Here is a 23072-nt window from a genome sequence, read left to right as displayed (position 1 = left end):
TGGTGATCCAGACGCGCTGAGCGAGCGTGTCCTACCAGCGATCGAGCATGGCGCGCAGGTCATTGGTCAGCGGCAGGCTGAGCTGGGTGGCGGCCAGGGCGTTGCCGTCGCCGACGCGCACGATCCGCAGCGTCAGGTAGAGTCGCTGCTCGCCCACGGCGTAGGTGCCGACCAGCAGCGAGCGGGCGCCCTGATCGATGCCGAGGCGCTGGGCCAGGCGCGACAGCATCAGTTCGCCGGTGTACTCCTCGATGTAGAGCCGGCCGCGCAGACGCACTTCGCGCACCCGCAGCCCGGCCTCGGTGAGCTCGGCGGCGACGATCTCGCTGGCCAGCCGGCCCAGGGTCGAGGAGCGGTTCAGGTCGTCGACGTCGACCACGGTGGTGGGAATCAGCGGGTCATAGTTGGCCAGCTCGGGATGGGCCGCCATCAGCGCCGACGTCGCCTTTTCCAGCGCTTCGTCCAGCCGCTCCGGCGGCGGCGTCGGCGCGTCCGCCAGTCCCGCACAGCCGCTCAGGGCCAGGCTCAGGCCGAGCGCGACGAAAGGGCGGAACAGGGGGCGGAGCGAGGTAATGAGCGATGCGAGCATGTGGGGCTTTCCCTTGAGCGTGACCTGACGAGCCCGTGGCGGGCCTCCTGTCGGCTATCGGCCGCGGCGTCGATGACTTGAGCCAAGGCGCGGGTGGCGCGGCTTGGTTATGCTCGAGGAAGACCCAAGGGCGCGGACGGGAGGTGGGCATGTCGAGCTTGACCTTTCTGGGGGCGGTGGGCGAGGTCACCGGCTCTCGCTATCTGCTCGAGGTGGACGGGGAGACTCGCTCCCATCGTCTGCTGCTGGAGTGCGGCCTGCATCAGGGCGGCCGCGAGCTCGAGGGGGCCAACGCCGTGCCCTTCGGCCGACTCGCCGACGAGCTCGAGGCGGTAGTGCTTTCCCACGGCCATCTCGACCACGCGGGGCTCTTGCCCAAGCTGGTGCGTGAGGGCTATCGGGGGCCGATCCACTGCACCGCCGAGACCGCCGAGCTGCTCGAGATCATGCTGGTCGACGCCGCCTTCGTGATGGCCAAGGATCTGGAGTGGGAGAACCGCTGGCGTTCGCGGGCCGGCAAGCCCGTCCTCGAGCCGCTGTATGACGAGGACGACGTGGCCCGCACCCTGGCCCAATGCGAGCCCCATCGCTATGGCCAGCCGGTGGCGCTGCCCGGCGGCGTCACTCTGGTGTTCCGCGATGCCGGCCATATCCTCGGCTCGGCGGTCGTCGAGCTTTCGATCCCCTCCGGCGGCCAGCAGCGGCGGCTGGTGTTCTCCGGCGACCTGGGCAACCCCGACTCGGTGCTGATGAAGGACCCGGAGAAGGTCCACGATGCCGATGTGGTGCTGATGGAGAGTACCTACGGCGATCGCGATCATCGCCCCCGCGACGACACCCTCGAGGAGTTCCGTCAGGTGCTCGAGGAGGCCCACGCCGACGGCGGCAACGTGCTGATCCCGGCCTTCGCCGTGGGGCGCACCCAGGAGATCCTCTATCACCTGAGCGTGCTCTTTCACGCCGGGCATCTGCGCCAGCAGATGGTGTTCCTCGACAGCCCCATGGCGATCCGCGTCACCGAGCTCTACGCCCGCAAGCGCCAGGCCCTCGATCCCGAGGACCTGAAGGTGCTCAACGTCGCCGCCCACGGCGATCCCGACCAGTACCTGCCGATCCTGCGCCTGACCCGCAGCGTGGAGGAGTCGATGGCCATCAACCGTCTCCACGGCGGAGCCATCATCATTGCCGGCTCGGGCATGTGCACCGGCGGACGCATCGTCCATCACCTGCGCTGCAACCTGGAACGCGAAAGCACCCGGCTGGTGATCGTCGGCTTCCAGGCCGAGGGCACCCTGGGCCGCCAGCTGGTCGAGGGCGCCGAACGCGTGCGGGTGCTGGGCGAGGAGCTGGCGGTCAAGGCCCGGGTGCACACCCTGGGGGGCTTCTCGGCTCATGCCGGCCAGCGCGAGCTGATCGGCTGGGCAGGCGCCTTCCATGATCGGCCCCGATTCTTCCTGGTGCACGGCGAGCCGGGGGCCCAGCGGGCGCTGCTGGCGGCCCTGGCCGAGGCCGGCATCGAGGCGGAGATGGCGACCTACCGCCAGCGCATCGAGCTCTGAGCCATGTCGGAAAAGTGGCTGCGCTCGGCTATGGCGCTGCGCTATCGGGCGATGCGCTGGATATGAAAAATAAATCTAACGTTAGAACAAAATATCTTGTTATGCTGCGGTCATCGCCCACCGGCATCGAGACGCACCGCGTCCCTCGATTGCCACTCTTCGCTGTCAACGGAGGCGCTCCATGTCCCAGCAGCCCATCGTCACGGCCTTCTTCGACGAGCCCACCAACACCTTCAGCTACGTGGTCCGCGATCCGGACTCCACGGCCTGCGCCATCCTCGATTCGGTGCTCGACTTCGACTACGCCGCCGGACACACCGACGTGCGCTCGGCTGATGCGATCATCGCCTTCGTCGAGCGCGAAGGGCTCAGCGTCGAATGGGTGCTCGAGACCCACGTCCACGCCGACCACCTCTCGGCCGCGCCCTACCTGCACGAGCGGCTCGGCGGCCGCACCGGCATCGGCGCGCGCATCGTCGAGGTGCAGGAGATCTTCGGCAAGGCGTTCAACGCCGGCACCGAATTCGCCCGCGACGGCAGCCAGTTCGATCGCCTGTTCGAGGAAGGCGACACCTTCGCCATCGGCGGCCTCGAGGGCCGGGTGCTGCACACCCCGGGCCACACCCCGGCCTGCCTGACCTACGTGATCGGTGACGCCGCCTTCGTCGGCGACACCCTGTTCATGCCCGACTACGGCACCGCGCGCTGCGACTTCCCCGGTGGCGACGCCCGCACGCTGTTCCGCTCCATCCAGAAGGTGCTGTCGCTGCCCGGCGAGACGCGCCTGTTCCTGTGCCACGACTACGGGGCGCCGGACCGCGACGAGTTCCAGCACGAGACCAGCGTGGCCGAGCAGCGCGCGCACAACATCCACGTCCACGAGGGTGTCGGCGAGGACGACTTCGTGACCATGCGCACCGAGCGCGACGCCACACTCGGCATGCCGCGGCTGATCATCCCCTCGGTGCAGGTCAACATGCGTGCCGGCGAGATGCCGCCGGCCGAGGACAACGGCCAGGTCTACCTCAAGGTGCCGCTCAACCGTTTCTGAGCCGCCGCTCGACCCCACTAACGCCACCAGGAGAGCGCCATGCCTCATCCGACCTCGGAATCTCCGTCACGCCGCCACGACGTCGTCGTCATCGGCGGCGGTGCGGCGGGCATCGCCGTCACCGCCAGCCTGCTCAAGCGTCGCCGCGACCTGGACATCGCCATCGTCGAGCCCGCCGAGATGCACAGCTACCAGCCCGGCTGGACGATGGTCGGCGGCGGCGTGTTCTCGCCCGAGATCACCCGCCGCCCGATGGACGAGGTGATCCCGCGCCGTGCGACCCGCTACGCCACACGCGTCGAGGCCGTCGACCCCGAGGCCGCCGAGGTGACCCTGGCCGACGGCCGCCGGCTCGGCTACGTCCGGCTGGTGGTGGCGCCGGGGCTGGTGCTCGACTGGGGCGCCATCGACGGCCTGGAGGAAACGCTCGGCCAGAACGGCGTGACCTCCAACTACCGCTTCGATCTGGCGCCCTACACCTGGTCGCTGGTGCAGTCGCTGCAGGGCGGCCGGGCGCTGTTCACCCAGCCGCCGATGCCGATCAAGTGCGCCGGCGCGCCGCAGAAGGCGATGTACCTGTCCTGCGATCACTGGCGGCGCGAGGGTCGGCTGGGCGACATCGAGGTGCGCTTCTGCAACGCCGGCGGGGTGCTGTTCGGCGTGCCGGACTACGTGCCGGCCCTGCAGCGCTACATCGACGCCTACGGCATCGAAGCCGGCTACGGCGAGCGGCTGGTGGCGGTGGACGGCCCCTCGCGCACGGCGCGCTTCGTGGTCGGCGGCGAAGACGGCGAGCATGAGGAGGAGTGCGGCTTCGACATGCTGCACGCGGTGCCGCCGCAGCGCGCGCCGGGCTTCATCGCCGAGTCCGGGCTCGCCAACGGCGGCGGCTGGCTGGACCTGGACGCCGAGACGCTCCAGCACGTGCGCTATCCGGCGGTGTTCGGCCTCGGTGACGTCAGCGGCACGACCAACGCCAAGACCGCGGCGGCGGTGCGCATGCAGGCCCCGGTGGTGGCCGAGAACCTGCTCGCCTCGTTGGACGAGACCCCGCTCAAGGCGGCCTACACCGGCTACGGCTCCTGCCCGCTGACCGTGGAGCGCGGGCGCATCGTGCTGGCCGAGTTCGGCTACGGCGGCACGCTGCAGCCGACCTTCCCGCGCTGGGTCAACGACGGTACCCGGGCCACCCGCCGCGCCTGGTGGCTCAAGGCCAAACAGCTGCCCTGGCTGTACTGGAACCTGATGCTCAAGGGCCACGAATGGCTGGCCGCGCCGGCCCGGCGGGCGCCGAAGGTGGACTCCGACGACGTCCGGAGCGCCAGCGGACGATGATCCCGTCACGCTGGATTCCGCTGATCGGCTGGCTGCACGGCTACCGCCGTGAGTGGCTGGCCCGGGATCTGGTGGCGGCGGTGATCGTCACCCTGATGCTGGTGCCCCAGGCGCTGGCCTATGCGCTGCTGGCCGGCCTGCCGCCGGAGATGGGGCTCTACGCCAGCATGCTGCCGCTGGTGCTCTACGCGATCTTCGGCACCAGCGCCAGCCTGGCGATGGGGCCGGTGGCGGTGATCTCGCTGATGACCGCCTCGGCGCTGGCCGGCATCGCCGCGCCCGGCAGCGCCGAGTACGTGGGGGCGTCGCTGGTGCTGGCGGCGCTCTCTGGCCTGCTGCTGGTGGCCATGGGGCTGCTGCGGCTGGGTTTTCTCGCCAACTTCCTGAGCCATCCGGTGATCTCGGGTTTCGTCACCGCCTCGGGGTTGCTGATCGCCGCCAGCCAGCTGCGCCACCTGCTCGGCGTCGAGGCCTCGGGACAGACGCTGATCGAGACGCTGGTGGCGCTGGGCGGTGCGCTGGGGCAGGTCAGCCCGGTGACGATGCTGATCGGCTTCGGCGCCTGGGGCTATCTGCTGCTGTGCCGGCGCTATCTCGAGGGCGGGCTGCGCCGGCTGGGGCTGTCGGCCACGGTGGCCGACCTCGCCGCCAAGGCCGCGCCGGTCTCGGCGGTGATCGTCACCGCCCTGCTGGCCTGGGCGCTGGGGCTCGGCGAGCGCGGCGTGGCGCTGATCGGCAAGGTGCCGGGCGGCCTGCCGTCGCTGGCGCTGCCGAGCCTCGAGCCGGGGCTGTGGTCGAGCCTGCTGGGACCGGCGGCGCTGATCAGCCTGGTCGGCTTCGTGGAGTCGATCTCGGTGGCTCAGACCCTGGCCGCCAAGCGCCGCCAGCGCATCGACCCGAACCGCGAGCTGATCGCCCTGGGGCTGGCCAGCGTGGGCACCGGCGTCAGCGGCGGTGCGCCGGTGTCCGGTGGCTTCTCGCGTTCGGTGGTCAACTTCGAGGCCGGCGCGGCCACGCCGCTGGCCGGCGCCTTCACGGCGCTGGGCATCGCCGCGGCGACGGTGACCCTGACCGCGCCGCTGGCGTTCCTGCCCAAGGCCACGCTGGCCGCCACCATCATCGTCGCCGTGGGCTCGCTGATCGACCTGCGGGCCATCCGCCGTACCTGGGCCTATTCCCGGGCCGACGGCGCGGCCATGCTGGCCACCCTGACGCTGACCCTGGTGCACGGGCTGGAGAGCGGTATCCTGGCCGGCGTGGCGCTGTCGCTGGGGCTGCATCTCTATCGCACCAGCCGACCGCACAGCGCGTTGGTGGGGCGGGTGCCCGGCAGCGAGCACTTTCGCAACGTCGAGCGCCACGCGGTGGAAACCGACGAGCATCTGGCGATCCTGCGGGTCGACGAGAGCCTCTACTTCGCCAACGCGCGCTATCTGGAGGATACGGTGATGGCGCTAGCGGCCCGCCAGCCGGACCTGCGCCATATCGTGCTGGCCTGCCAGGCGGTCAACGTCATCGATGCCTCGGCGCTGGAGAGCCTGGAGGCGATCAATCGCCGGCTGAAGGACGCCGGGGTGGCGCTGCACCTGGCCGAGGTCAAGGGACCGGTGATGGATCGCCTGGCGGAGACCGACTTCTGCCACGAGCTCGGCGGCCGGGTATTCCTGAGCACCTTCGATGCCTGGCAGGCGCTGCATGGCAACGCGGCCACGGCGGAAGACACGCAACGCATGCTGATGGAAAAGGAGACATGACGGTGGACATGACGGCGAGCCTTCACGGCCTGATCGGCGGGGTGCTGATCGGCCTCTCGGCTACCTGGCTGATGATAACGCTGGGGCGCATCGCCGGGATCAGCGGCATCCTCGGTACCCTGATCACCGCGCGCCCGAAGGGCGACAGTGGCTGGCGGCTGGCCTTTTTGCTGGGGCTGCTCTCGGGGCCGGCGGTGGTGATCCTGGCCGGCGGTGGGCTCGGCAACGTGGCGGGCCAGGCCGGGGCGGTGATCGGCGCGCCGGCCGGCGGGGTGGCGACGATGCTGGTCGCCGGCCTGCTGGTGGGCGTGGGCACCGGCATCGGTAGCGGCTGCACCAGCGGTCACGGGGTGTGCGGCCTGGCCCGGCTGTCGCCGCGCTCGATGGCGGCGACCCTGGTGTTCCTGGCGGTGGCGGTCGTTACCGTGTTCGTGGTCCGGCACGTGATGGGAGGTGGCGCGTGAGATCCGTGATGGCCTATATCGCCGGGCTGCTGTTCGGGCTCGGGCTGGCGATTTCCGGCATGACCGACCCGGCGCGGGTGCTCGGCTTCCTCGACGTCGCCGGCGACTGGGACCCGACCCTGATGTTCGTGCTCGGCGGCGCCGTGGTAACCAACTTCTTCGGCTATCGGCTGGCCATGCGGCGGCCCAATCCGCTGTTCGCCAGCGCCTTCCAGCTGCCCACCCGGCGCGATCTGGACGGCCGGCTGCTCGGCGGCGCGGCGCTGTTCGGCGTCGGCTGGGGGCTCTCCGGCTACTGCCCGGGGCCGGCTTTCGCCTCGGTGTCGGGGCTCACCCTGCCGCTGGCCGCCATGCTGGCGGCCATGGTCGTCGGCTGGTTCATTGCCCGGCGGGTATGAGTCGAATCAGGGACGTGGTCCGAGAATCTCGGTCAGCGTGTCCTGTTGGGGCATGCCCTGGGCGGTCTTCAGCAGGCCGTCCTGGCGATAGACGATGCCCGGGGTGGCGACCAGGCTGAGGCCGTCCATCAGGTTGTGGTTGTCCTGCAGGGCCAGTTCCAGACGGCGGGGCAGGGCATCGAGGACCTCGACCGGCTCGCCGCCCTCGTGGGCGGCCAGCGCGGCGGAGGGATCGTCGGCGGCCAGCAGCGAGACCGCCTTGCGCGGGCTGTCGGCGGCGAGGATGCCGACCATCACGTGGCGCAGCTGGACCTTCCCGGCCTCTACCCAGGGGCGAGCGGCCTGCCAGAACTGCCGGCAGTAGGGGCAGTTGGGATCGGTGAACACGTAGACCACGCGGTCGGCGTCGTCGCGGCCGTCGGCGATCCAGGCGCTGTCCGCCAGCTCGGCCCAGGTCTCGGCGTCCTGGGGCGCGCGCACCAGCCTGTCCAGTGGCGCCTGTGACAGGTTCTGGCCCTCGGCGTCCACCAGGTTGCCGATCACCGCATGCTCGCCGTCCTCGGTGACGAACACCGTCATCGGCCGGCCGCCGGCGCTGGCGGCGTAGCCGGTCAGCCCGTCGGGCGCCTCGAAGCGGCCGTGTATCTCGAGGCCCTCGGCCTCGAGAGCCTGGAGCGGGGCGGGGAGTTCGTCGGCGGACGCCGCGAGGGGCAGCAGCAGGGTGGCCGGCAGCAGGGCGCGGGGCAGGGTGCGCATGGCGATCCTCCTTGAAAGGGTGGCCCTCTGCTGACAGCGATGTGGCTCCGGGGTTCGCTGGGGCTTCGAGGCCAAAACCGTTACAATGCGGCGACACTCGTCCCCGACCCGGAACCCTGCTTATGCACTGTCCCTTCTGTGGCGCCTCCGACACCCGCGTGACCGATTCCCGACTGGTCGTCGACGGCGATCAGGTGCGGCGGCGGCGCCAGTGCGCGGCCTGCGGCGAGCGCTTCACCACCTACGAGACCGCCGAGCTGGTGATGCCGCGAGTGATCAAGGGTGACGGATCCCGGGAGCTGTTCGACGAGGCCAAGCTGCGCGCCGGCATGCTGCGCGCGCTGGAGAAGCGGCCGGTGAGCGCCGAGTCGATCGAGGCCGCGGTGGAGCGCATCCGCCAGACCCTGCGCGCCCGCGGTGAGCGCGAGATTCACGCCCGGGACGTCGGCGAGGAGGTCATGCACGCCCTGAAGCGCCTCGATCAGGTGGCCTATATCCGCTTCGCCTCGGTCTATCGCCGCTTCCAGGACATCGACGAGTTCCGCGCCGAGATCGACCGCCTGGCCCAGGAGCCGAGCTTCCAGCCCGACGGGTCCGGTGAATCATGAGCGCCGTGGCGCGTTCTCCCGAGAGCTGGATGGCTCGCGCCCTGGTGCTGGCCCGGCGCGGCCTCTATACCACCGATCCCAACCCGCGGGTGGGCTGCGTGCTGGTGAAGGACGGCCGCCGGGTCGGAGAGGGCTGGCATCAGCGTGCCGGCGAGCCCCACGCCGAGGTCCACGCCCTGCGTGACGCCGGCGAGGCCGCCCGCGGCGCCACCGCCTACGTGACCCTGGAACCCTGCTCCCACCACGGCCGCACCGGGCCCTGCGCCGAGGCGCTGGTCGCGGCCGGCGTGGCGAAGGTGATGGTGGCGATGCGCGACCCCAACCCGCTGGTGGCCGGCAACGGCATCGCGCGGCTGCGCGAGGCCGGCATCGAGGTCGAGGTCGGCCTGCTCGAGGCCCAGGCTCGGGCGCTGAATCCCGGCTTCGTCGCGCGTATGGCCGAGGGTAGGCCCTTCGTGCGGCTGAAGATGGCGATGAGCCTCGACGGCCGTACCGCCATGCGCTCCGGCGAATCCCAGTGGATCACCGGGCCCCGGGCGCGCTGCCAGGTGCAGCGGCTGCGGGCCCGCTCCAGCGCGGTGATCACCGGCGTCGAGTCGGTGATCTTCGACAACTCCCGGCTGACCCTGCGCGCCGAGCAGCTCGAGCTGCCCGACGCCGAGGCGATCGCCGCCCGCCAGCCGCTGCGGGTGGTGGTCGACTCCCGCCTGCGTCTGCCCGAGGCGGCGGCCTGCCTGCGCGAGCCGGGGCGCACCCTGGTGGCCACCGTCGAGGGCCACGACGCCGAGCGCCGCGAGCGCCTCCAGGCCGCCGGCGCCGAGGTGCTGGCGCTGCCCGCGGGCGAGGGCGGACGCGTCGATCTGGCCGCCCTGCTGGCGCATCTGGCCGAGCGCGAGGACGTGAACGAGGCGCTGCTCGAGACCGGCGCGACCCTGGCCGGCGCCATGCTGGACGCCGGGCTGGTCGACGAGATGCAGCTGTTCGTCGCCCCGACTCTGCTCGGCGGCGAGGCACGTCCGCTGTTCGCGCTGCCGGGCCTCGAGACCATGGCCGAGCAGAAGCCGCTGGAGATTCTCGACATCCGCGCCGTCGGGCGTGACTGGCGCATCACCGCACGTCCCGCCTGAGCCTGCCGCCGCCCGCGTCGGGCCATTTCGAGGACGCCGGCGGCCGCTCGATGGGCGCCGCCGGGCGAGCCACTACTAGCGCCGGCGGTCGCGCCACGGTACCCTGACGCGGTTTCGAGTGGGCGACGCCCGTCGGCGACTTCGGTGTCGTCGCGTCGCGACGGCCGCAGCAGAGTCAATGGAGATTCCATGGAGCACTCCTCCGCAGGGGGGCTGGCCCCCATCGCCGAGCTGATCGAGGACATTCGCCAGGGGCGGATGGTGATCCTGATGGACGATGAGGATCGCGAGAACGAGGGCGATATCATCATGGCCGCCGAGAAGGTGGAGGCCGAGCACATCAACTTCATGGCTCGCCACGCCCGCGGCCTGATCTGCCTGCCGATGACTCGCGAGCGCTGCGAGCGCCTGCAGCTGCCGCTGATGGTGCGCGACAACGGCTCCGGCTTCGGCACCAAGTTCACGCTCTCCATCGAGGCCGCCGAGGGCGTCAGCACCGGAATTTCCGCCGCCGACCGCGCGCGCACCGTCCAGGCGGCGGTGGCCCGCGACGCCGAGCCGACCGACATCGTCCAGCCCGGCCATATCTTCCCGCTGATGGCCGAGCCCGGCGGCGTGCTGCGTCGCGCCGGCCACACCGAGGCGGCCTGCGACCTGTCGGCCCTGGCCGGGCTGGACCCCAGCGGCGTGATCTGCGAGGTGATGAACGAGGACGGCAGCATGGCGCGCCGCCCCGAGCTCGAGGTCTTCGCCCGCGAGCATGGGTTGAAGATGGGCACCATCGCCGACCTGATCCACTATCGCATCCACAACGAGCAGACCGTCGAATCGCTGGAGTCGATGCCCGTGCAGACGCCCCACGGCGAGCTGATGCTGCATGTGTTCCGCGACCGCATCCAGGGCGCCCATCACCTGGCCCTGGTCAAGGGGCGGCCGCACCCCGAGGCACTGACCACGGTACGCGTGCATCTTTCCAATGTGATGCGCGACCTGCTGCAGCTGCAGAAGGGCGAGCACGACAGCTGGACCGCCCATGAGGCGATTGCCGAGGTCGCCCGCGCCGAGCACGGCGTCTTCGTGCTGCTCGACGACGGCCGCCCGTCGCAGGATCTGCATGACCTGCTCGAGGTCTTCCTCGAGCGGCGCCGGACACCGCGCACCACCGATTCCGACGGCGCCGGCAACTACCTGACGATCGGCACGGGATCGCAGATCCTGCGCGAGCTGGGCGTGGGCCGCATGCGCCTGCTCAGTTCGCCGTGGAAGTTCTCGGCGCTTTCCGGCTTCGACCTGGAAGTGGTCGAGCGCCTCGAGCCCGGCCAGACACCGGCCGCCGAGGGTAACGACGGCGCCTGACGCCTTCATCTGACATCTCGCCGGGGCGTCGTCCGTCGTACGCCCCGGCGATTCCGTTTTCATCGGGTTCAGCAGGAAAGAGACCATGCAACCGATTTCCCAAGTCGAAGGCAGCTTCGTCAACGTCGATGGCCGCTACGTGATCGTGGTGGGCCGCTTCAATCATCATGTGGTGGACAGCCTGGTCGAGGGCGCCGTCGACAGCCTGGTGCGCCACGGCGTCGACGAGGAGAACATCGACATCGTTCACACCCCGGGTGCCTGGGAGCTGCCGCTGGCCATCAAGCGCGTGCTCCAGGTGGTCCGCCCCGAGGCGGTCATCGCCCTGGGCGCGGTGATCCGCGGTGGCACGCCGCACTTCGAACACGTGGCCGGCGAGTGCAACTCGGCCATGAACCGCCTGCAGCTCGAGTTCGATACCCCGGTGGCCAACGGCGTGCTGACCGTCAACTCCATCGAGCAGGCCATCGAGCGCGCCGGTACCAAGGCCGGCAACAAGGGCACCGAGGCGGCCATGGCGGCGATGGAAATGGTCTCGCTGCTGCGCCGCTTCGGCGAAGGGGAGAATGCCTGATGAGCGAACAGCGTCGCGAGCCTTCCAAGGCACAGCTGGCCCGTCATGCGGCCCGTGAGCTGGCCGTCCAGGGTCTCTACCAGTGGCAGCTGACCGAGAAGCCGATCGCCGCCGTCGAGGCCGAGTTCCGCAGCCAGATCGCCGATGACGACCTGGAAGATCACGAGAACTGGCACAAGGTGATGGGCATCGCCGACCTGGCACTGTTCCACCAGCTGCTGCACGAGGTGGCGCGCAACCGCCGCGAACTCGACGCCGCCATCGCGCCGCTGCTCGACCGTCGCCTCGAGGACCTCGACCTGATCGAACTGGCGATCCTGCGTCTGGGCGCCTACGAGCTCGCCAAGCGCCCCGAGGTGCCGTACCGCGCGGTGATCAACGAGGGCGTCGAGCTGGCCAAGTCCTTCGGCGCCACCGAGGGGCACAAGTACGTCAACGGCATCCTCGACAAGCTCGCCGCCAAGCTGCGCGGCGCCGAGGTCTCCGCGCGTCGACGCTGAAGGCCTCGAACCGATGTCCAGCGAATTCGAGCTGATCGCCCGCTATCTCGCCCCGGCGCCCGCCGGCGGCGGCGCCGGCGTGAGCCTCGGTGTCGGCGACGACTGCGCGCTGCTCGCGCCCACGCCCGGCATGCGGCTGGCGGTGAGCGTCGACACCTCGGTGGCCGACGTTCACTTTCCCGCCGGGGCCCCGGCCGACGCCATCGGCCATCGGGCGCTGGCGGTCAGCCTCAGCGACCTGGCCGCCATGGGCGCCCGGGCCCGCTGGTGCCTGATGTCGCTGACCCTGCTCGAGGCCGATGAGGCCTGGGTCGCGGACTTCGCGGCCGGCTTTCATGCGCTGTGCGCCGCCGCCGGCGTGGCGCTGGCCGGCGGCGACGTCACCCGCGGCGAGCTGGCCGTGGGCGTGACGGTGATGGGCGAGGTGCCCGAGGGGCTGGCCCTGACCCGTGCCGGTGCCCGGCCCGGCGAGGTGTTGGCGGTGACCGGTGCCCTCGGCGGCGGCGCCGGGGGCCTGGCCCGCTGGCAGGCCGGCGAGCGCGACTGCGACGACGCCCTGCTGCGCCGCTATCTACGCCCCGAGCCGCGGCTCGGAGCTGGCCTGGCACTGCGCGAGCTGGCTTCGGCGGCGATCGACGTCTCGGACGGCCTGCTGGCCGACCTCGGCCATCTGTGCACGGCCTCCGGCGTGGGCGCGGCCCTGACGCCGGAGGCGCTGCCGCTGGCCGAGGGGCTGGCGACGGCACTCGGCGACGACGAGGCTCTGCACGCGGCCCTGCGCGGCGGCGACGACTACGAACTGCTAGTGACGCTGCCCGAGGCGCACCTCGAACCGGCCCGGGCGCGGCTGGCGGCCGAGGGGCTGGCGCTGACCGCGATCGGCCGGGTGAGCGAGGCCCCCGGCATCACCGGCGCGGTGCCGGACGGCGCCGCGGGCTGGCAGCACTTCTCAGGAGACACGCCATGAACCGCGCCCCCCAGAGCGTCTGGCATCGGCCGGTCCACTTCCTCGCCTTCGGCTTCGGCAGCGGCGCGGTACCCTTCGCCCCGGGCACCGTCGGCACCGTGGCGGCCATTCCCTTCTACTGGCTGATGTCGGAGCTGCCCCTCGGCTGGTACCTGATCGTGGTGGCGATCACCTTCGTGTGGGGCGTCTGGCTGTGCGACAAGACGTCTCGCGATCTCGGGGTCCACGACCACTCGGGCATCGTCTGGGACGAGTTCGTCGGCTACTGGCTGACCATGACCGCGGTGCCCTTCTCCTGGGAGGCCGCGCTGTGGGGCTTCGCGGTGTTCCGGGTGTTCGACGTCTTCAAGCCCTGGCCGATCCGCTGGGCCGACCGCCGCGTGGCCGGCGGCTTCGGCATCATGATCGACGACGTCCTGGCCAGCGCCTACGCCTGGTGTACCATGCACCTGTGGTTCTGGCTCCACTGAGCTCGGAGGCGTATCGGCTCGGGGCAGGGCGTCTCGGCGACAAGGAGTGAGTGATGCGCAAGGAGCGCTTGATCGTGCCGGTGCTGGCGATGCTGGCCCTGGCCTGGGCGGTGGCCCAGACCCTCTCCGGGCTGCTGTTCGAGCGCGAGCTGGCCCGGGCCGTCGAGGAGCTCCAGGCCGACGGCGAGCTGCGGGTGAGCCGCAGCGATATCGAGCGCGGCTGGCTGACTTCTCACGGCGTCATTCATCTGTCGCCGCTGTTGGGTAACGCCTGGCACCTCGATCTCGTCTACCGGGCCCGACACGGCGTGCTGGAGACCCGGCTCGACGGTACCCTGCGCCCGCATCTGGGCGAGGCGACCGAGGCCTCGTCGGGGGCCGCCGGCGCGCCGCCGCAGTGGGAAGCCCACTTCCGCCCCTATTCCTCCACCCTCGATGCCACCCTGGAACTGGCGCCGATCGTCTTCCAGCAGCAGGCGCGCACCCTGACCCTGCAGGGCGGCCGCGTCGCCGTGCACGGCGACGTCGGCGACTGGCGGCTGCGCGCGCGGCTGGCGGAGCTGCGCCTCGATGACGGCGAGGCCAGCCTGAGCGCCGGCCCGCTGGTGCTGGAGAGCCGCTTCGCCTACACCCAGGGCGCCTATCATTTCAATCAGAACGATCGCTTGCGCATCGAGGACCTGGCCTGGCGCTCGCCGGAGCTGGCCTTCGACGCCGGCGAGATCACGCTGCAGACGAACACCGTGCTGGACGCCGAGGAGCTGCGCTTGAAGGGCAGGCTCGACGTCGGCCAGGTGCTCTCGGGCGACGAGGTGCTGCTGACGGGGACGCTCGCCGGCGAGCTCTCTCGCATCGATGCCGATGCCCTGCGTCGGCTGGGCAACCTGCTGCGTCATCAAGCGACGCGCGGCCAGCTTGACGCGGGCGAGCGCCCGCCGGAGGAAGCGCTGACGCCGGTGTTGCGCGAGCTGCTGGTCGATTCGCCGCGGCTGGACATCCTCGACGCCGACCTGGACAGCCCCATGCTGGGGCTGTCGCTCACCGGCAAGGGCGTGCTGGTGTTCGACGCCCGCGACCTCGATGCCCTGGAGCCGCTGGCGCTGAATACCGACACCGAGCGTGCGGCCTGGCGCCAGCGGCTCGACGGCGACTTCCTGTGGCAGGACCTGCCGCCGGTGATCGCCCTTGGCCTGGGGCTGCCGCTGGACACCCGAGAGCTGCAGGTCGACGTGGTACGCGGCAAGGTCAGACTCAACGGCCGGCCACTGCCGCCGGTGCTCGAACGGTGGCGATGACTTGAAGTTCGGCGCCGTCGCCCGCATTCCGAAGACATCACGGGTCGCGATGTCCCGTTCCTTCAGGATGAGGTACGCATGAGCGAAGACGATCAGCGCTATGAACAGGACGGCCTGGAGTGGGTCGAGGCCGAGACGGAGGACGAGCTGGAACTCGACGAGGGCGCCGGGCACGCGGTGGTGCCGGCCAGCGATACGCTCCCCGAGCGCCTCTACCTGCTGCCGATCCACAATCGTCCCTTCTTCCCCGCCCAGGTCCAGCCGCTGGTGATCAACCGCGAGCGCTGGGAGGACACCATCGGCCGGGTCGGCAACACGCCGCATCACATGGTGGGCCTGGCCTTCGTCGGTGAGGCCGGGGTCGAGGACCTGAGCCCCGGCGACTTCCCCGAGATGGGCACCGCGGTCAAGGTGCACAAGCTGCAGGGCGAGGATTCGCAGCTGCAGTTCATCGCCCAGGGCATGCGCCGCTTCCGCATCCAGCGCTGGCTCTCCAAGGAGCCGCCCTACCTGGTCGAGGTCAGCTATCCCCGCGAGCCGGTCGACGCCGAGGACGAGGAGACCCGCGCCTACGCCATGGCGCTGATCAACGGCATCAAGGAGCTGCTGCCGATCAACCCGCTCTACGGCGAGGAGCTCAAGCACTATCTCAACCGCTTCAGCCCCCACGAGCCGGGGCCGCTGACCGACTTCGCCGCGGCCATTACCTCGGCCAAGGGGCCGGAGCTGCAGGACGTGCTGGAGTCGCTGCCGGTAATGGAGCGCATGCAGAAGGTGCTGCCGCTGCTGCGCAAGGAGATCGACGTCGCCCGGCTGCAGAGCGAGATCAGCGAGCAGGTCAACGCCCAGATGCAGGAGCGCCAGCGCGAATTCTTCCTGCGCGAGCAGCTCAAGGTCATCCAGCGCGAGCTGGGCATCTCCAAGGACGATCGCGAGAACGACGTCGACACCTTCCGCGGCCGCCTGGCCGACAAGGCGGTGCCGGAGCGGGTCCAGGAGCGCATCGACGACGAGCTCGACAAGCTCTCGGTGCTGGAGACCGGCTCGCCGGAGTACGGCACCACCCGCCACTACCTGGACTGGCTGACCTCGCTGCCCTGGGGGCTGACCAGCTACGACCAGCTCGACCTGGGCCACGCCAGGGAGGTGCTCGACCGCGATCACGACGGCCTGCAGGACGTGAAGGAGCGCATCGTCGAGTTCCTCGCCGAGGGCACCTTCAAGGGCGACGTCGGCGGCTCGATCCTGCTGCTGGTGGGCCCGCCGGGCGTCGGCAAGACCTCGGTGGGGCGCTCCATCGCCGAGGCGCTGGGCCGCGAGTTCTATCGCTTCTCGGTGGGTGGCATGCGCGACGAGGCCGAGATCAAGGGCCATCGCCGTACCTACGTCGGCGCCATGCCCGGCAAGCTGGTGCAGGCGATCAAGGAGGTCGGCGTCGAGAACCCGGTGATCATGCTCGACGAGATCGACAAGCTCGGCCAGTCGTTCCAGGGCGACCCGGCCTCGGCGCTGCTCGAGGTGCTCGATCCGGAACAGAACGTCGACTTCCTCGACCACTACCTGGACGTGCGCCTGGACCTGTCCAAGGTGCTGTTCGTGTGCACCGCCAATACCCTGGATTCGATCCCGGCGGCGCTGCTCGACCGCATGGAGCAGATTCGCCTGTCCGGCTACATCGCCCAGGAGAAGATGGCCATCGCCAAGCATCACCTGTGGCCCAAGCTGCTCGAGCGCGACCGCATTCCCAAGAAGCGCCTGAACCTCACCGACGCCGCGCTGCGCCAGGTGATCGAGGGCTACGCCCGCGAGGCCGGGGTGCGCCAGCTCGAGAAGCAGCTGCACCGCATCGTGCGCAAGTCGGCGGTCAAGCTGCTCGAGAACGACCAGCAGACGGTCAAGGTCTCGGTGAAGAACCTCGAGACGTTCCTCGGCGCGCCCACCTTCCGCAAGGAGAAGGTGATGAAGGGCGAGGGCGTGGTCACGGGGCTGGCCTGGACCGCCATGGGCGGCGCGACCCTGTCGGTGGAGGCCGGCAAGGTGCACGCCCTGGACCGCGGCTTCAAGCTCACCGGCCAGCTCGGCGACGTGATGAAGGAATCCGCCAACATCGCCTACAGCTACGTGCTGGGCCATCTCGGCGAATATGGCGCCGACTCGGACTTCTTCGACTCCGCCTTCGTGCACCTGCACGTGCCGGAGGGCGCCACGCCAAAGGACGGTCCCTCGGCCGGCGTGACCATGACCACCGCGCTGCTGTCGCTGGCCAGGCACAAGGCCATCGACCGGCCGCTGGCGATGACCGGCGAGCTGACCCTGACCGGTCACGTGCTGCCGGTGGGCGGCATTCGCGAGAAGGTGATCGCCGCCCGGCGCAGCGAGATCTTCGAGCTGATCCTGCCCGAGGCCAATCGCCGCGACTACGAGGAGCTGCCTGACTACCTCCGCGAGGGCGTCACGGTGCACTTCGCGGGGCATTATCGGGATGTGGCGAAGGTGGTGTTCGGCTCGTGAGGCGCGAGGGGCGAGGGGTAAGGAAAAAGGAGTAAGGTGGCAAGCGTCCCGCGCAGACCTGTCGCCGGACAAGCCCCGGATAACCCCATCCCTCCGTAACGCGTCCGCCGATGGCATAATGGCGGGCGCGTTTGCGTGTCCGATCCTCCACTCTTCACTTCCCACTTCTCGAACAACAGGAATGTCCATGGCTCCCAAGGTTCATGCCACCGGTGTGGCGCTTGCCACGCTGCTGGTCGCCGGCGTCGCGCAGGCCGGCGAGACCCTCACCGTCTACACCTACGATTCCTTCGTCTCCGAGTGGGGGCCGGGGCCCGGCATCGAGGCGGCCTTCGAGGCGCGCTGCGACTGCGATCTCGAGTTCGTGGCGCTGCCCGGCGGCGTCGACATCCTCCAGCGGCTTCGCCTGGAAGGGCAGGACACCGCCGCCGATGTGGTGCTGGGCCTCGACATGAACCTGCTGGCCGAGGCCCGCGCGCTGGACCTGCTGACGCCCCACGGCATCGACACCGGCGCCCTCGACCTGCCGATCGTGTGGAACGACGATACCTTCGTGCCCTACGACTGGGGCCACTTCGCCTTCGTCTACGACACCGAGCAGCTCGCCGAGCCGCCACACAGCTTCGAGGCGCTGCTCGACGCCCCGGACGACGTCAAGGTGATCCTTCAGGACCCGCGCACCAGCGTTACCGGCCTGGGGCTCTTGCTGTGGATCAAGAAGGTCTACGGCGAGCGTGCGCCCGAGATCTGGGCGCGGCTCAACGAGCGCGTGTTGACCGTCACCAACGGCTGGAGCCAGGCCTACTTCTCGCTGTTCATGAACGGCGAGGCGCCGATGGTGCTGTCCTACGCCACCTCGCCGGCTTACCACATGGCCGTCGAGGGCACCGACCGCTACCAGGCCGCCGAATTCGACGACGGCCACTACCTGCAGGTGGAAACGGCCGCCCGGGTGGCGAGCAGCGAGCATCCCGAACTCGCCCGCGAGTTCCTGGCCTTCATGCTGATGCCGGACTTCCAGCGCCATATTCCGCTGGGCAACGTCATGCATCCGGCCGTCGACCTCGGCGACGAACTGCCCGGGGTCTATGACCGGCTGATCCAGCCCGAGAGCCTGACCTTCACGCCGGAAGAGGTGCAGACGCACCGCCGCGAGTGGCTCCGCGAGTGGCGCAACGCCGCCGCCCGATGAGCCCCACCACGCGCTGGGCCACGCATTCGCGCTGGCCCCTGGGGGCCGGCATCGTCGCGCTCGTCGCGGTGGCGGGGCTCGGGCTCGGCAGCCTGGGGGCGCTGCTGTGGCAGGCTCGCGAGCTGCATCCGGCGCTGCTGTGGCAGGAACCGTGGCTGGCCGCCGTGCTGCGCTTCACCCTGTGGCAGGCCAGCCTCTCCACGCTGCTCTCCATCGGCCTGGCGATCCCCGTGGCGCTGGCGCTGGCCCGGCGGCCGCGCTTTCCCGGCCGACGCCTGCTGCTGCGGGCCATGGAGCTGTCGCTGGTGATCCCGAGCCTGATCGCGCTGTTCGGGCTGGTCGCCGTGCACGGCCGGCGGGGCTGGCTGTCGCCGCTGCGCGACTGGCTCGGCGGGCTGCCGGACGACTACCTCTACGGCCTCTCCGGCATCGTGCTGGCGCATCTGTTCTACAACCTGCCGCTGGCCGCGCGGCTGATGCTGCAGGCCCTCGAGCAGGCGCCGCCGGCCCAGTGGCGGCTGGCCGGACAGCTCGGGCTCTCGCGTGGCGCACTGTGGCGTGCGCTGGAGTGGCCGCGGCTGGCGCCGCTGCTGCCGCGCCTCGCCGCGCTGGTGTTCACGCTGTGCTTCACCAGCTTCGCCATCGTCATGACCCTGGGCGGCGGGCCGGCGTCCTCGACGCTGGAGGTGGCGCTCTACCAGGCGATGAAGTTCGACCACGACCTGGCCCTGGCCGCACTGCTGGCGCTGACCCAGCTGGCGATCTGCCTGACGCTGTGGCTACTCGCGCTGTCCCGCGGCGGCACGCCGTCGCTGGCGGTGGGGGCTCGCTCTGGCCGTCCTGGCGGGCGCTGGTGGCGCCGCGACGCCCAGGGCGTCTCGCGTCTCACCGATGCCTTCTGCCTCACCGGCCTGGCCGCGCTGCTGTTGCCGCCGCTGGCGGCGGTGCTGGTGGCCGGCGTGCTCGGCCTGCCCGAGATGCCACGCGGCGCGAGTCTCGTTCCCGCGGCGATGCGCAGCCTGTCGATGGCGCTCGGCGCCGGGCTCGGCGCGCTGGCGCTGGCCGTGGCGCTGCTCGCCGGGCGCCAGTGGCTGCGCGACCGGCGTCGGCCGCTGCTGGCGGCGCTGATGGAAGGCGGCGGTCAGCTGATCCTGGTGATCCCGGCGCTGGTGTTCGGCACCGGGCTGTTCCTGCTGCTGCGGCCGCGGCTCGGCAGCGGCTGTGAGGGCTACGCCCTGGTGGTGCTGGTCAACGCCTTCATGGCGCTGCCCTTCGCCATGCAGGTGATCCGCGGCGCGCTGCCGGGGCTCTCGGCGCCGGAGCGGCGGCTGGCCGACCAGCTCGGAGTGCGCGGCATGGCCCGGCTGCGCTGGCTGCAGTGGCCGCGGCTGCGCCGCCCGCTGGCGCTGGCACTGGCCTATGCGATGACGCTGTCACTCGGCGACTTCAGCGTCATCGCGCTGTTCGGCAGCCCCGCGGCACCGACCCTGCCGATGCTGCTGTTCCAGCAGCTCGGCGGCTATCGCTGGCAGGGGGCGGCGGCCACGGCGCTGCTGTTGCTGGCCCTGGTGGCGCTGCTGTTCGCCGCGCTCGACCGCCTGACCCGACACCCGCCGCGCCACCGCTGGCGGGCCGCTTCGCCGCAAGGACGCTCCGATGCTCGACTGCCATGACCTGACCTTCCACTACACCCGCTGCGACCCCGGCGAGATCCCCGATTTCTGCTTTTCCTTCGCGCTCGCGCCGGGGGAGTGCCTATCGGTGGAGGGGCCGTCCGGCTCCGGCAAGAGCACCCTGCTGGCGCTGCTGGCCGGCTTCCTCGAGCCCGGCGGCGGGCGGCTCGACTGGACGGGGGAGGACCTGCTGGCGCGGCCGCCCTGGGAGCGCGGCATCACCACCGTCTTCCAGGAGCACAATCTCTTCGACCACCTGCCGGTGTGGCTCAACGTGGGGCTCGGCCTGGCGCCGGACATGCGGCTTTCCCGGGAACAGCAGGTCCGCATCCGCGAGGGGCTCGCCGAGGTCGGGCTGGAGGGGCTCCACGACCGGTTGCCCGACGAACTCTCCGGCGGCCAGCGCCAGCGGGTGGCGCTACTGCGCGCGCTGCTGCGGGGTGCGCCGCTGCTGCTGCTCGACGAGCCCTTCACCGGGCTCGACGACGCCACCCGGCGCGGGCTCTGGGAGCTGGTGCGTCGCCAGAAGGCGGCCGGCGTGGCGGTGCTGCTGGTCAGCCACGACCGCGACGACATCGAGGCCCTGGCCGACCGCCGCTGCCGGCTCGAGGGTGGGCGGCTGGTGTGATCCCGGTGCCAGGCAGGACGTCACGGTGACGCATGGCGTCTTGCGGCGCTGAACGCGTCGCTTGATGCCGGCTTCATCCCCTGATCTCCGCAATGACTTCGCCGGCCTCGCTCAGTCCCGTCTCGGTGAAGCCGAGGCTGGCGTAGAAGTCCCGGGCGACCCGGTTGGTGGGCACATAGCAGATCGTGATCCGTTCGAAGGGCCCCTTCGCCCGGATTTCGTCCAGCACCCCCTGCATGGCCTTGTGCCCGATGCCTCTTCCCTGGTGGTGCCGGTCGATCATGAGGCGGAAGATGTTGTAGGCAGGCGGCCTGTCGTCGTGGTCGAAGGACTCATACATGAGAAAGCCCACGACGTCTCCGTCACAGTAGATGGCGCGGGGTCGATAGGTCGGATGGAATTTCGACTCGGCGATGGAATACAGGTTGTCGGCGACATAGCGGCGCTGCGATGCCGCCACCTCCAGCGCGATGATGGCATCGAAATTCTCGCGAGTGACGTCCTTCAGTGCTATTTCCATCAAGGCTGCCTCCAGACGGGGCATGAGATTCCGCACTGGCGGATGCCGCGCGACCGACCGTGCCGGTTCCGGTGTGCCGGTATCTCCGGGATCTCACGGCTTGCCCCCAGTCCGGTGAGCTCGACGCACCGGCGGTGGTCGAGTGAGAGCGCGGGGCGATGGATGCCCCGTGACAGGCAAGCCGGGGCTGCCCGAGGACGACAGGGTCGATGTCCCATGCCGACAGTCTACTACGAAGCGGCCTGCCCATCCGTCGCTGCGACCGGTCGCGTGACACGCCCAAGGTCGCGAGGAGGGAAGCGATCCATCCCCTCGACGAGTGGCCTGCGCGCAACGCGAGTCAGCTCGGAGGGGGACCGACGAAGGCGCCGCGGTGAAAGGCCGCCGCGGCCTCGACCTCGGCGATGCCACGCTGTCCGGGTTCCGGCGGCTCGTCGCCGGCCAGCACCCGAAGCACCGACCTGACGCCGCGTGACAGCGAAATCAGGTTGTAGCCGCCCTCCAGCACGAAGACCAGGCGGCCCTCGCAGTGCCGGCGGGCCAGGGTCTTGAGCAGGCCGGTCATGGCCGCGAAACCGTCATAGGAGACCGTCAGGGCCAGGTCATGGCTATGCGGATCGAAACCGGTCGAGACCAGGATCAGGTCGGGCTGGAACCACTCGGCCGCGGGTACCAGGATCTCGTGAAAGGCCTTGAGGTAGGCGGCATCGCCGGCGTCGGCGGGGAGGGGAACGTTGACGTTGGTGCCATCCCCCAGGCCAATGCCGATCTCCTCGATGCCCCCCGTGCCGGGATAGAAGGGGGCGGCGCGGTGCAGGTCGAAGAACAGCACATGGGGATCGGCCCAGAAGATGTCCTGGGTGCCGTTGCCGTGATGGGCATCCCAGTCGACGATCATCACTCGCTCGCAGCCCAGGGCGATGCGGGCATGAGCGGCGGCCACCGCCACGTTGTTGAACAGGCAGAAGCCGCGGGCCCGCACCGGCTCAGCGTGGTGGCCGGGAGGTCTCACCAGCGCGAAACTGCTCTCGGCCCTCCCCGCGACGACGGCCTCGACGGCGGCGATCGCCGTGCCGGCGGCCACCTCGGCGGCGTCGACGCTGCCGGGTGACACGGCCGTGGTGTCCACGTCCAGCCAGGCGCTCTGGCCGCGAAGACCGAAGATATGGTCCAGATAGGAGGTGGTGTGTACGCGCCCCAACTGCTCGCGTGTCGCCGCCGTGCCTGACTCGAAGGCCACGCCGGCCACCGGTTCGAGTTCCAGCAGATGCCGGATGGCGGTGAGCCTCGCCGGGTGTTCCGGATACTTCCAGGGGACACCCAGCCCCGACAGCAGCCTGCGGATGCGGTCATCCATGCGCCCCGGCAAGAATGGCGCATCGATGTCCGGCTCGTGGGCCAGCATCCGCTCGTCGTAGAAAGCGATCACGCGGTTCTGTTCGGCCATGTCGAAGGCTCCTGTGGCGCTTGACATAGCGGTGAGGCGGTTCCCACCGCTGACTACAGAGTATCAGGGTCCTGCATCGAAGGGGGCAATCAGCACGCGGTGATCCGCTCGGGCGCCCGGCCGAGCCCGCGGCGGCCGGGTGCGACGCTCCCGGGGCAGCGCGGGCCTAAGAGGGTCTCGCCGATTGCCCGGCCATGGCCTGCGGGCACGACCGCGCCTGGGCGAGCGCTACCGGTGACCGGCGTGAAGCCGGCGGCGCTGGGGAGCGAGGCGCTGGCCTGGCGGCCGGGGGCATGAC

General features: G+C 70.5%; 22 protein-coding genes. 18 read left to right on the top strand and 4 right to left on the bottom strand.

From position 1 onward, the window contains the following. Nucleotides 1–31 precede the first annotated feature (31 nt). Nucleotides 32–589 (bottom strand): FlgO family outer membrane protein, encoded by a 558-nt coding sequence (locus MYL53_RS10565; protein ID WP_247853774.1) that lies wholly within the window; start codon nt 587–589, stop codon nt 32–34. Between the two features lie 149 nt (nt 590–738). On the opposite strand from MYL53_RS10565, the gene MYL53_RS10560 reads away from it, so the two are divergent. From MYL53_RS10560 to MYL53_RS10535, 6 genes are all read left to right on the top strand, one after another. After that, nucleotides 739–2148 (top strand): MBL fold metallo-hydrolase RNA specificity domain-containing protein, encoded by a 1410-nt coding sequence (locus tag MYL53_RS10560; RefSeq protein WP_247853773.1) that lies wholly within the window; start codon nt 739–741, stop codon nt 2146–2148. 181 nt (nt 2149–2329) lie between these two features. Next, nucleotides 2330–3199, top strand: coding sequence for an MBL fold metallo-hydrolase (locus tag MYL53_RS10555; protein WP_247853771.1), 870 nt, complete (start codon nt 2330–2332; stop codon nt 3197–3199). Between the two features lie 39 nt (nt 3200–3238). Next, the gene (locus MYL53_RS10550; RefSeq protein WP_247853769.1) at nt 3239–4534 is read left to right on the top strand and encodes an NAD(P)/FAD-dependent oxidoreductase; all 1296 of its coding nucleotides are present in this window, start codon (nt 3239–3241) and stop codon (nt 4532–4534) included. Beyond that, nucleotides 4531–6288, top strand: a complete 1758-nt coding sequence (locus MYL53_RS10545; RefSeq protein WP_247853768.1) for a SulP family inorganic anion transporter — start codon at nt 4531–4533, stop codon at nt 6286–6288. Before MYL53_RS10550 ends, MYL53_RS10545 begins: the two co-directional genes overlap by 4 nt. A gap of 2 nt (nt 6289–6290) precedes the next feature. Then, nucleotides 6291–6752, top strand: a complete 462-nt coding sequence (locus MYL53_RS10540; protein WP_247854025.1) for a YeeE/YedE family protein — start codon at nt 6291–6293, stop codon at nt 6750–6752. Between the two features lie 8 nt (nt 6753–6760). Next, the gene (locus MYL53_RS10535; RefSeq protein WP_247854023.1) at nt 6761–7150 is read left to right on the top strand and encodes a DUF6691 family protein; all 390 of its coding nucleotides are present in this window, start codon (nt 6761–6763) and stop codon (nt 7148–7150) included. 6 nt (nt 7151–7156) lie between these two features. On the opposite strand, the gene dsbG is transcribed toward MYL53_RS10535, so the two are convergent. Then, a complete protein-coding gene (dsbG, locus tag MYL53_RS10530) occupies nt 7157–7906 on the bottom strand; it encodes a thiol:disulfide interchange protein DsbG (protein WP_247853767.1) in 750 nt (249 codons plus the stop codon). A 122-nt stretch (nt 7907–8028) separates the two neighbouring features. Here dsbG and nrdR point away from each other — a divergent pair, with 122 nt between their 5' ends. The 12 genes from nrdR (at nt 8029) to MYL53_RS10470 (ending at nt 20807) form a co-directional block, all read left to right on the top strand. Continuing rightward, on the top strand, nt 8029–8514 hold the full coding sequence (gene nrdR / locus MYL53_RS10525; RefSeq protein ID WP_016856619.1) for a transcriptional regulator NrdR: 486 nt from the start codon (nt 8029–8031) through the stop codon (nt 8512–8514). Beyond that, a complete protein-coding gene (gene ribD, locus MYL53_RS10520; RefSeq protein WP_247853765.1) occupies nt 8511–9641 on the top strand; it encodes a bifunctional diaminohydroxyphosphoribosylaminopyrimidine deaminase/5-amino-6-(5-phosphoribosylamino)uracil reductase RibD in 1131 nt (376 codons plus the stop codon). Before nrdR ends, ribD begins: the two co-directional genes overlap by 4 nt. A 189-nt stretch (nt 9642–9830) precedes the next feature. After that, nucleotides 9831–10997, top strand: coding sequence for a bifunctional 3,4-dihydroxy-2-butanone-4-phosphate synthase/GTP cyclohydrolase II (ribBA, locus tag MYL53_RS10515; RefSeq protein ID WP_247853764.1), 1167 nt, complete (start codon nt 9831–9833; stop codon nt 10995–10997). 85 nt (nt 10998–11082) lie between these two features. Further along, the gene (gene ribH, locus MYL53_RS10510; protein ID WP_247853762.1) at nt 11083–11571 is read left to right on the top strand and encodes a 6,7-dimethyl-8-ribityllumazine synthase; all 489 of its coding nucleotides are present in this window, start codon (nt 11083–11085) and stop codon (nt 11569–11571) included. Further along, nucleotides 11571–12071: a transcription antitermination factor NusB gene (gene nusB / locus MYL53_RS10505; RefSeq protein WP_247853761.1), complete on the top strand. Its 501-nt coding sequence runs from the start codon at nt 11571–11573 to the stop codon at nt 12069–12071. The genes ribH and nusB overlap by 1 nt, the downstream gene beginning before the upstream one ends. A 13-nt stretch (nt 12072–12084) precedes the next feature. Next, a complete protein-coding gene (gene thiL, locus MYL53_RS10500; protein ID WP_247853760.1) occupies nt 12085–13038 on the top strand; it encodes a thiamine-phosphate kinase in 954 nt (317 codons plus the stop codon). Then, nucleotides 13035–13508 (top strand): phosphatidylglycerophosphatase A family protein, encoded by a 474-nt coding sequence (locus tag MYL53_RS10495; RefSeq protein ID WP_247853759.1) that lies wholly within the window; start codon nt 13035–13037, stop codon nt 13506–13508. The genes thiL and MYL53_RS10495 overlap by 4 nt, the downstream gene beginning before the upstream one ends. A gap of 53 nt (nt 13509–13561) precedes the next feature. Further along, nucleotides 13562–14803 carry a DUF945 family protein gene (locus MYL53_RS10490; RefSeq protein ID WP_247853758.1) on the top strand — a complete coding sequence of 414 codons (1242 nt, stop codon included), beginning with the start codon at nt 13562–13564 and terminating at the stop codon, nt 14801–14803. A gap of 78 nt (nt 14804–14881) precedes the next feature. Beyond that, the gene (lon, locus tag MYL53_RS10485) at nt 14882–17314 is read left to right on the top strand and encodes an endopeptidase La (RefSeq protein WP_247853757.1); all 2433 of its coding nucleotides are present in this window, start codon (nt 14882–14884) and stop codon (nt 17312–17314) included. A gap of 187 nt (nt 17315–17501) precedes the next feature. Next, the gene (gene thiB, locus MYL53_RS10480; RefSeq protein ID WP_247853756.1) at nt 17502–18506 is read left to right on the top strand and encodes a thiamine ABC transporter substrate binding subunit; all 1005 of its coding nucleotides are present in this window, start codon (nt 17502–17504) and stop codon (nt 18504–18506) included. Then, nucleotides 18503–20179 (top strand): thiamine/thiamine pyrophosphate ABC transporter permease, encoded by a 1677-nt coding sequence (gene thiP / locus MYL53_RS10475; protein WP_247853754.1) that lies wholly within the window; start codon nt 18503–18505, stop codon nt 20177–20179. The genes thiB and thiP overlap by 4 nt, the downstream gene beginning before the upstream one ends. Then, entirely contained in the window at nt 20163–20807 is a 645-nt protein-coding gene (locus MYL53_RS10470) for an ATP-binding cassette domain-containing protein (RefSeq protein WP_247853752.1), read from the top strand. The genes thiP and MYL53_RS10470 overlap by 17 nt, the downstream gene beginning before the upstream one ends. Nucleotides 20808–20880: 73 nt before the next feature. Here MYL53_RS10470 and MYL53_RS10465 read toward each other — a convergent pair whose 3' ends face one another. Continuing rightward, on the bottom strand, nt 20881–21327 hold the full coding sequence (locus tag MYL53_RS10465) for a GNAT family N-acetyltransferase (protein ID WP_247853751.1): 447 nt from the start codon (nt 21325–21327) through the stop codon (nt 20881–20883). A gap of 340 nt (nt 21328–21667) precedes the next feature. Beyond that, nucleotides 21668–22774, bottom strand: a complete 1107-nt coding sequence (locus tag MYL53_RS10460) for a histone deacetylase family protein (RefSeq protein ID WP_247853750.1) — start codon at nt 22772–22774, stop codon at nt 21668–21670. Nucleotides 22775–23072 lie beyond the last annotated feature (298 nt).

It is taken from the genome of Halomonas getboli (assembly GCF_023094245.1).
GTDB lineage: Bacteria > Pseudomonadota > Gammaproteobacteria > Pseudomonadales > Halomonadaceae > Halomonas > Halomonas getboli.
This window is presented reverse-complemented; position numbering and strand designations above follow the sequence as displayed.

Bases quoted from the DNA above. Each gene is read 5' to 3' on its own strand.
- MYL53_RS10565 (WP_247853774.1), bottom strand. From the start codon at position 589: ATGCTCGCATCGCTCATTACCTCGCTCCGCCCCCTGTTCCGCCCTTTC.
- MYL53_RS10560 (WP_247853773.1), top strand. From the start codon at position 739: ATGTCGAGCTTGACCTTTCTGGGGGCGGTGGGCGAGGTCACCGGCTCT.
- MYL53_RS10555 (WP_247853771.1), top strand. From the start codon at position 2,330: ATGTCCCAGCAGCCCATCGTCACGGCCTTCTTCGACGAGCCCACCAAC.
- MYL53_RS10550 (WP_247853769.1), top strand. From the start codon at position 3,239: ATGCCTCATCCGACCTCGGAATCTCCGTCACGCCGCCACGACGTCGTC.
- MYL53_RS10545 (WP_247853768.1), top strand. From the start codon at position 4,531: ATGATCCCGTCACGCTGGATTCCGCTGATCGGCTGGCTGCACGGCTAC.
- MYL53_RS10535 (WP_247854023.1), top strand. From the start codon at position 6,761: ATGGCCTATATCGCCGGGCTGCTGTTCGGGCTCGGGCTGGCGATTTCC.
- dsbG (WP_247853767.1), bottom strand. From the start codon at position 7,906: ATGCGCACCCTGCCCCGCGCCCTGCTGCCGGCCACCCTGCTGCTGCCC.
- nrdR (WP_016856619.1), top strand. From the start codon at position 8,029: ATGCACTGTCCCTTCTGTGGCGCCTCCGACACCCGCGTGACCGATTCC.
- ribD (WP_247853765.1), top strand. From the start codon at position 8,511: ATGAGCGCCGTGGCGCGTTCTCCCGAGAGCTGGATGGCTCGCGCCCTG.
- ribBA (WP_247853764.1), top strand. From the start codon at position 9,831: ATGGAGCACTCCTCCGCAGGGGGGCTGGCCCCCATCGCCGAGCTGATC.
- ribH (WP_247853762.1), top strand. From the start codon at position 11,083: ATGCAACCGATTTCCCAAGTCGAAGGCAGCTTCGTCAACGTCGATGGC.
- nusB (WP_247853761.1), top strand. From the start codon at position 11,571: ATGAGCGAACAGCGTCGCGAGCCTTCCAAGGCACAGCTGGCCCGTCAT.
- thiL (WP_247853760.1), top strand. From the start codon at position 12,085: ATGTCCAGCGAATTCGAGCTGATCGCCCGCTATCTCGCCCCGGCGCCC.
- MYL53_RS10495 (WP_247853759.1), top strand. From the start codon at position 13,035: ATGAACCGCGCCCCCCAGAGCGTCTGGCATCGGCCGGTCCACTTCCTC.
- MYL53_RS10490 (WP_247853758.1), top strand. From the start codon at position 13,562: ATGCGCAAGGAGCGCTTGATCGTGCCGGTGCTGGCGATGCTGGCCCTG.
- lon (WP_247853757.1), top strand. From the start codon at position 14,882: ATGAGCGAAGACGATCAGCGCTATGAACAGGACGGCCTGGAGTGGGTC.
- thiB (WP_247853756.1), top strand. From the start codon at position 17,502: ATGGCTCCCAAGGTTCATGCCACCGGTGTGGCGCTTGCCACGCTGCTG.
- thiP (WP_247853754.1), top strand. From the start codon at position 18,503: ATGAGCCCCACCACGCGCTGGGCCACGCATTCGCGCTGGCCCCTGGGG.
- MYL53_RS10470 (WP_247853752.1), top strand. From the start codon at position 20,163: ATGCTCGACTGCCATGACCTGACCTTCCACTACACCCGCTGCGACCCC.
- MYL53_RS10465 (WP_247853751.1), bottom strand. From the start codon at position 21,327: ATGGAAATAGCACTGAAGGACGTCACTCGCGAGAATTTCGATGCCATC.
- MYL53_RS10460 (WP_247853750.1), bottom strand. From the start codon at position 22,774: ATGGCCGAACAGAACCGCGTGATCGCTTTCTACGACGAGCGGATGCTG.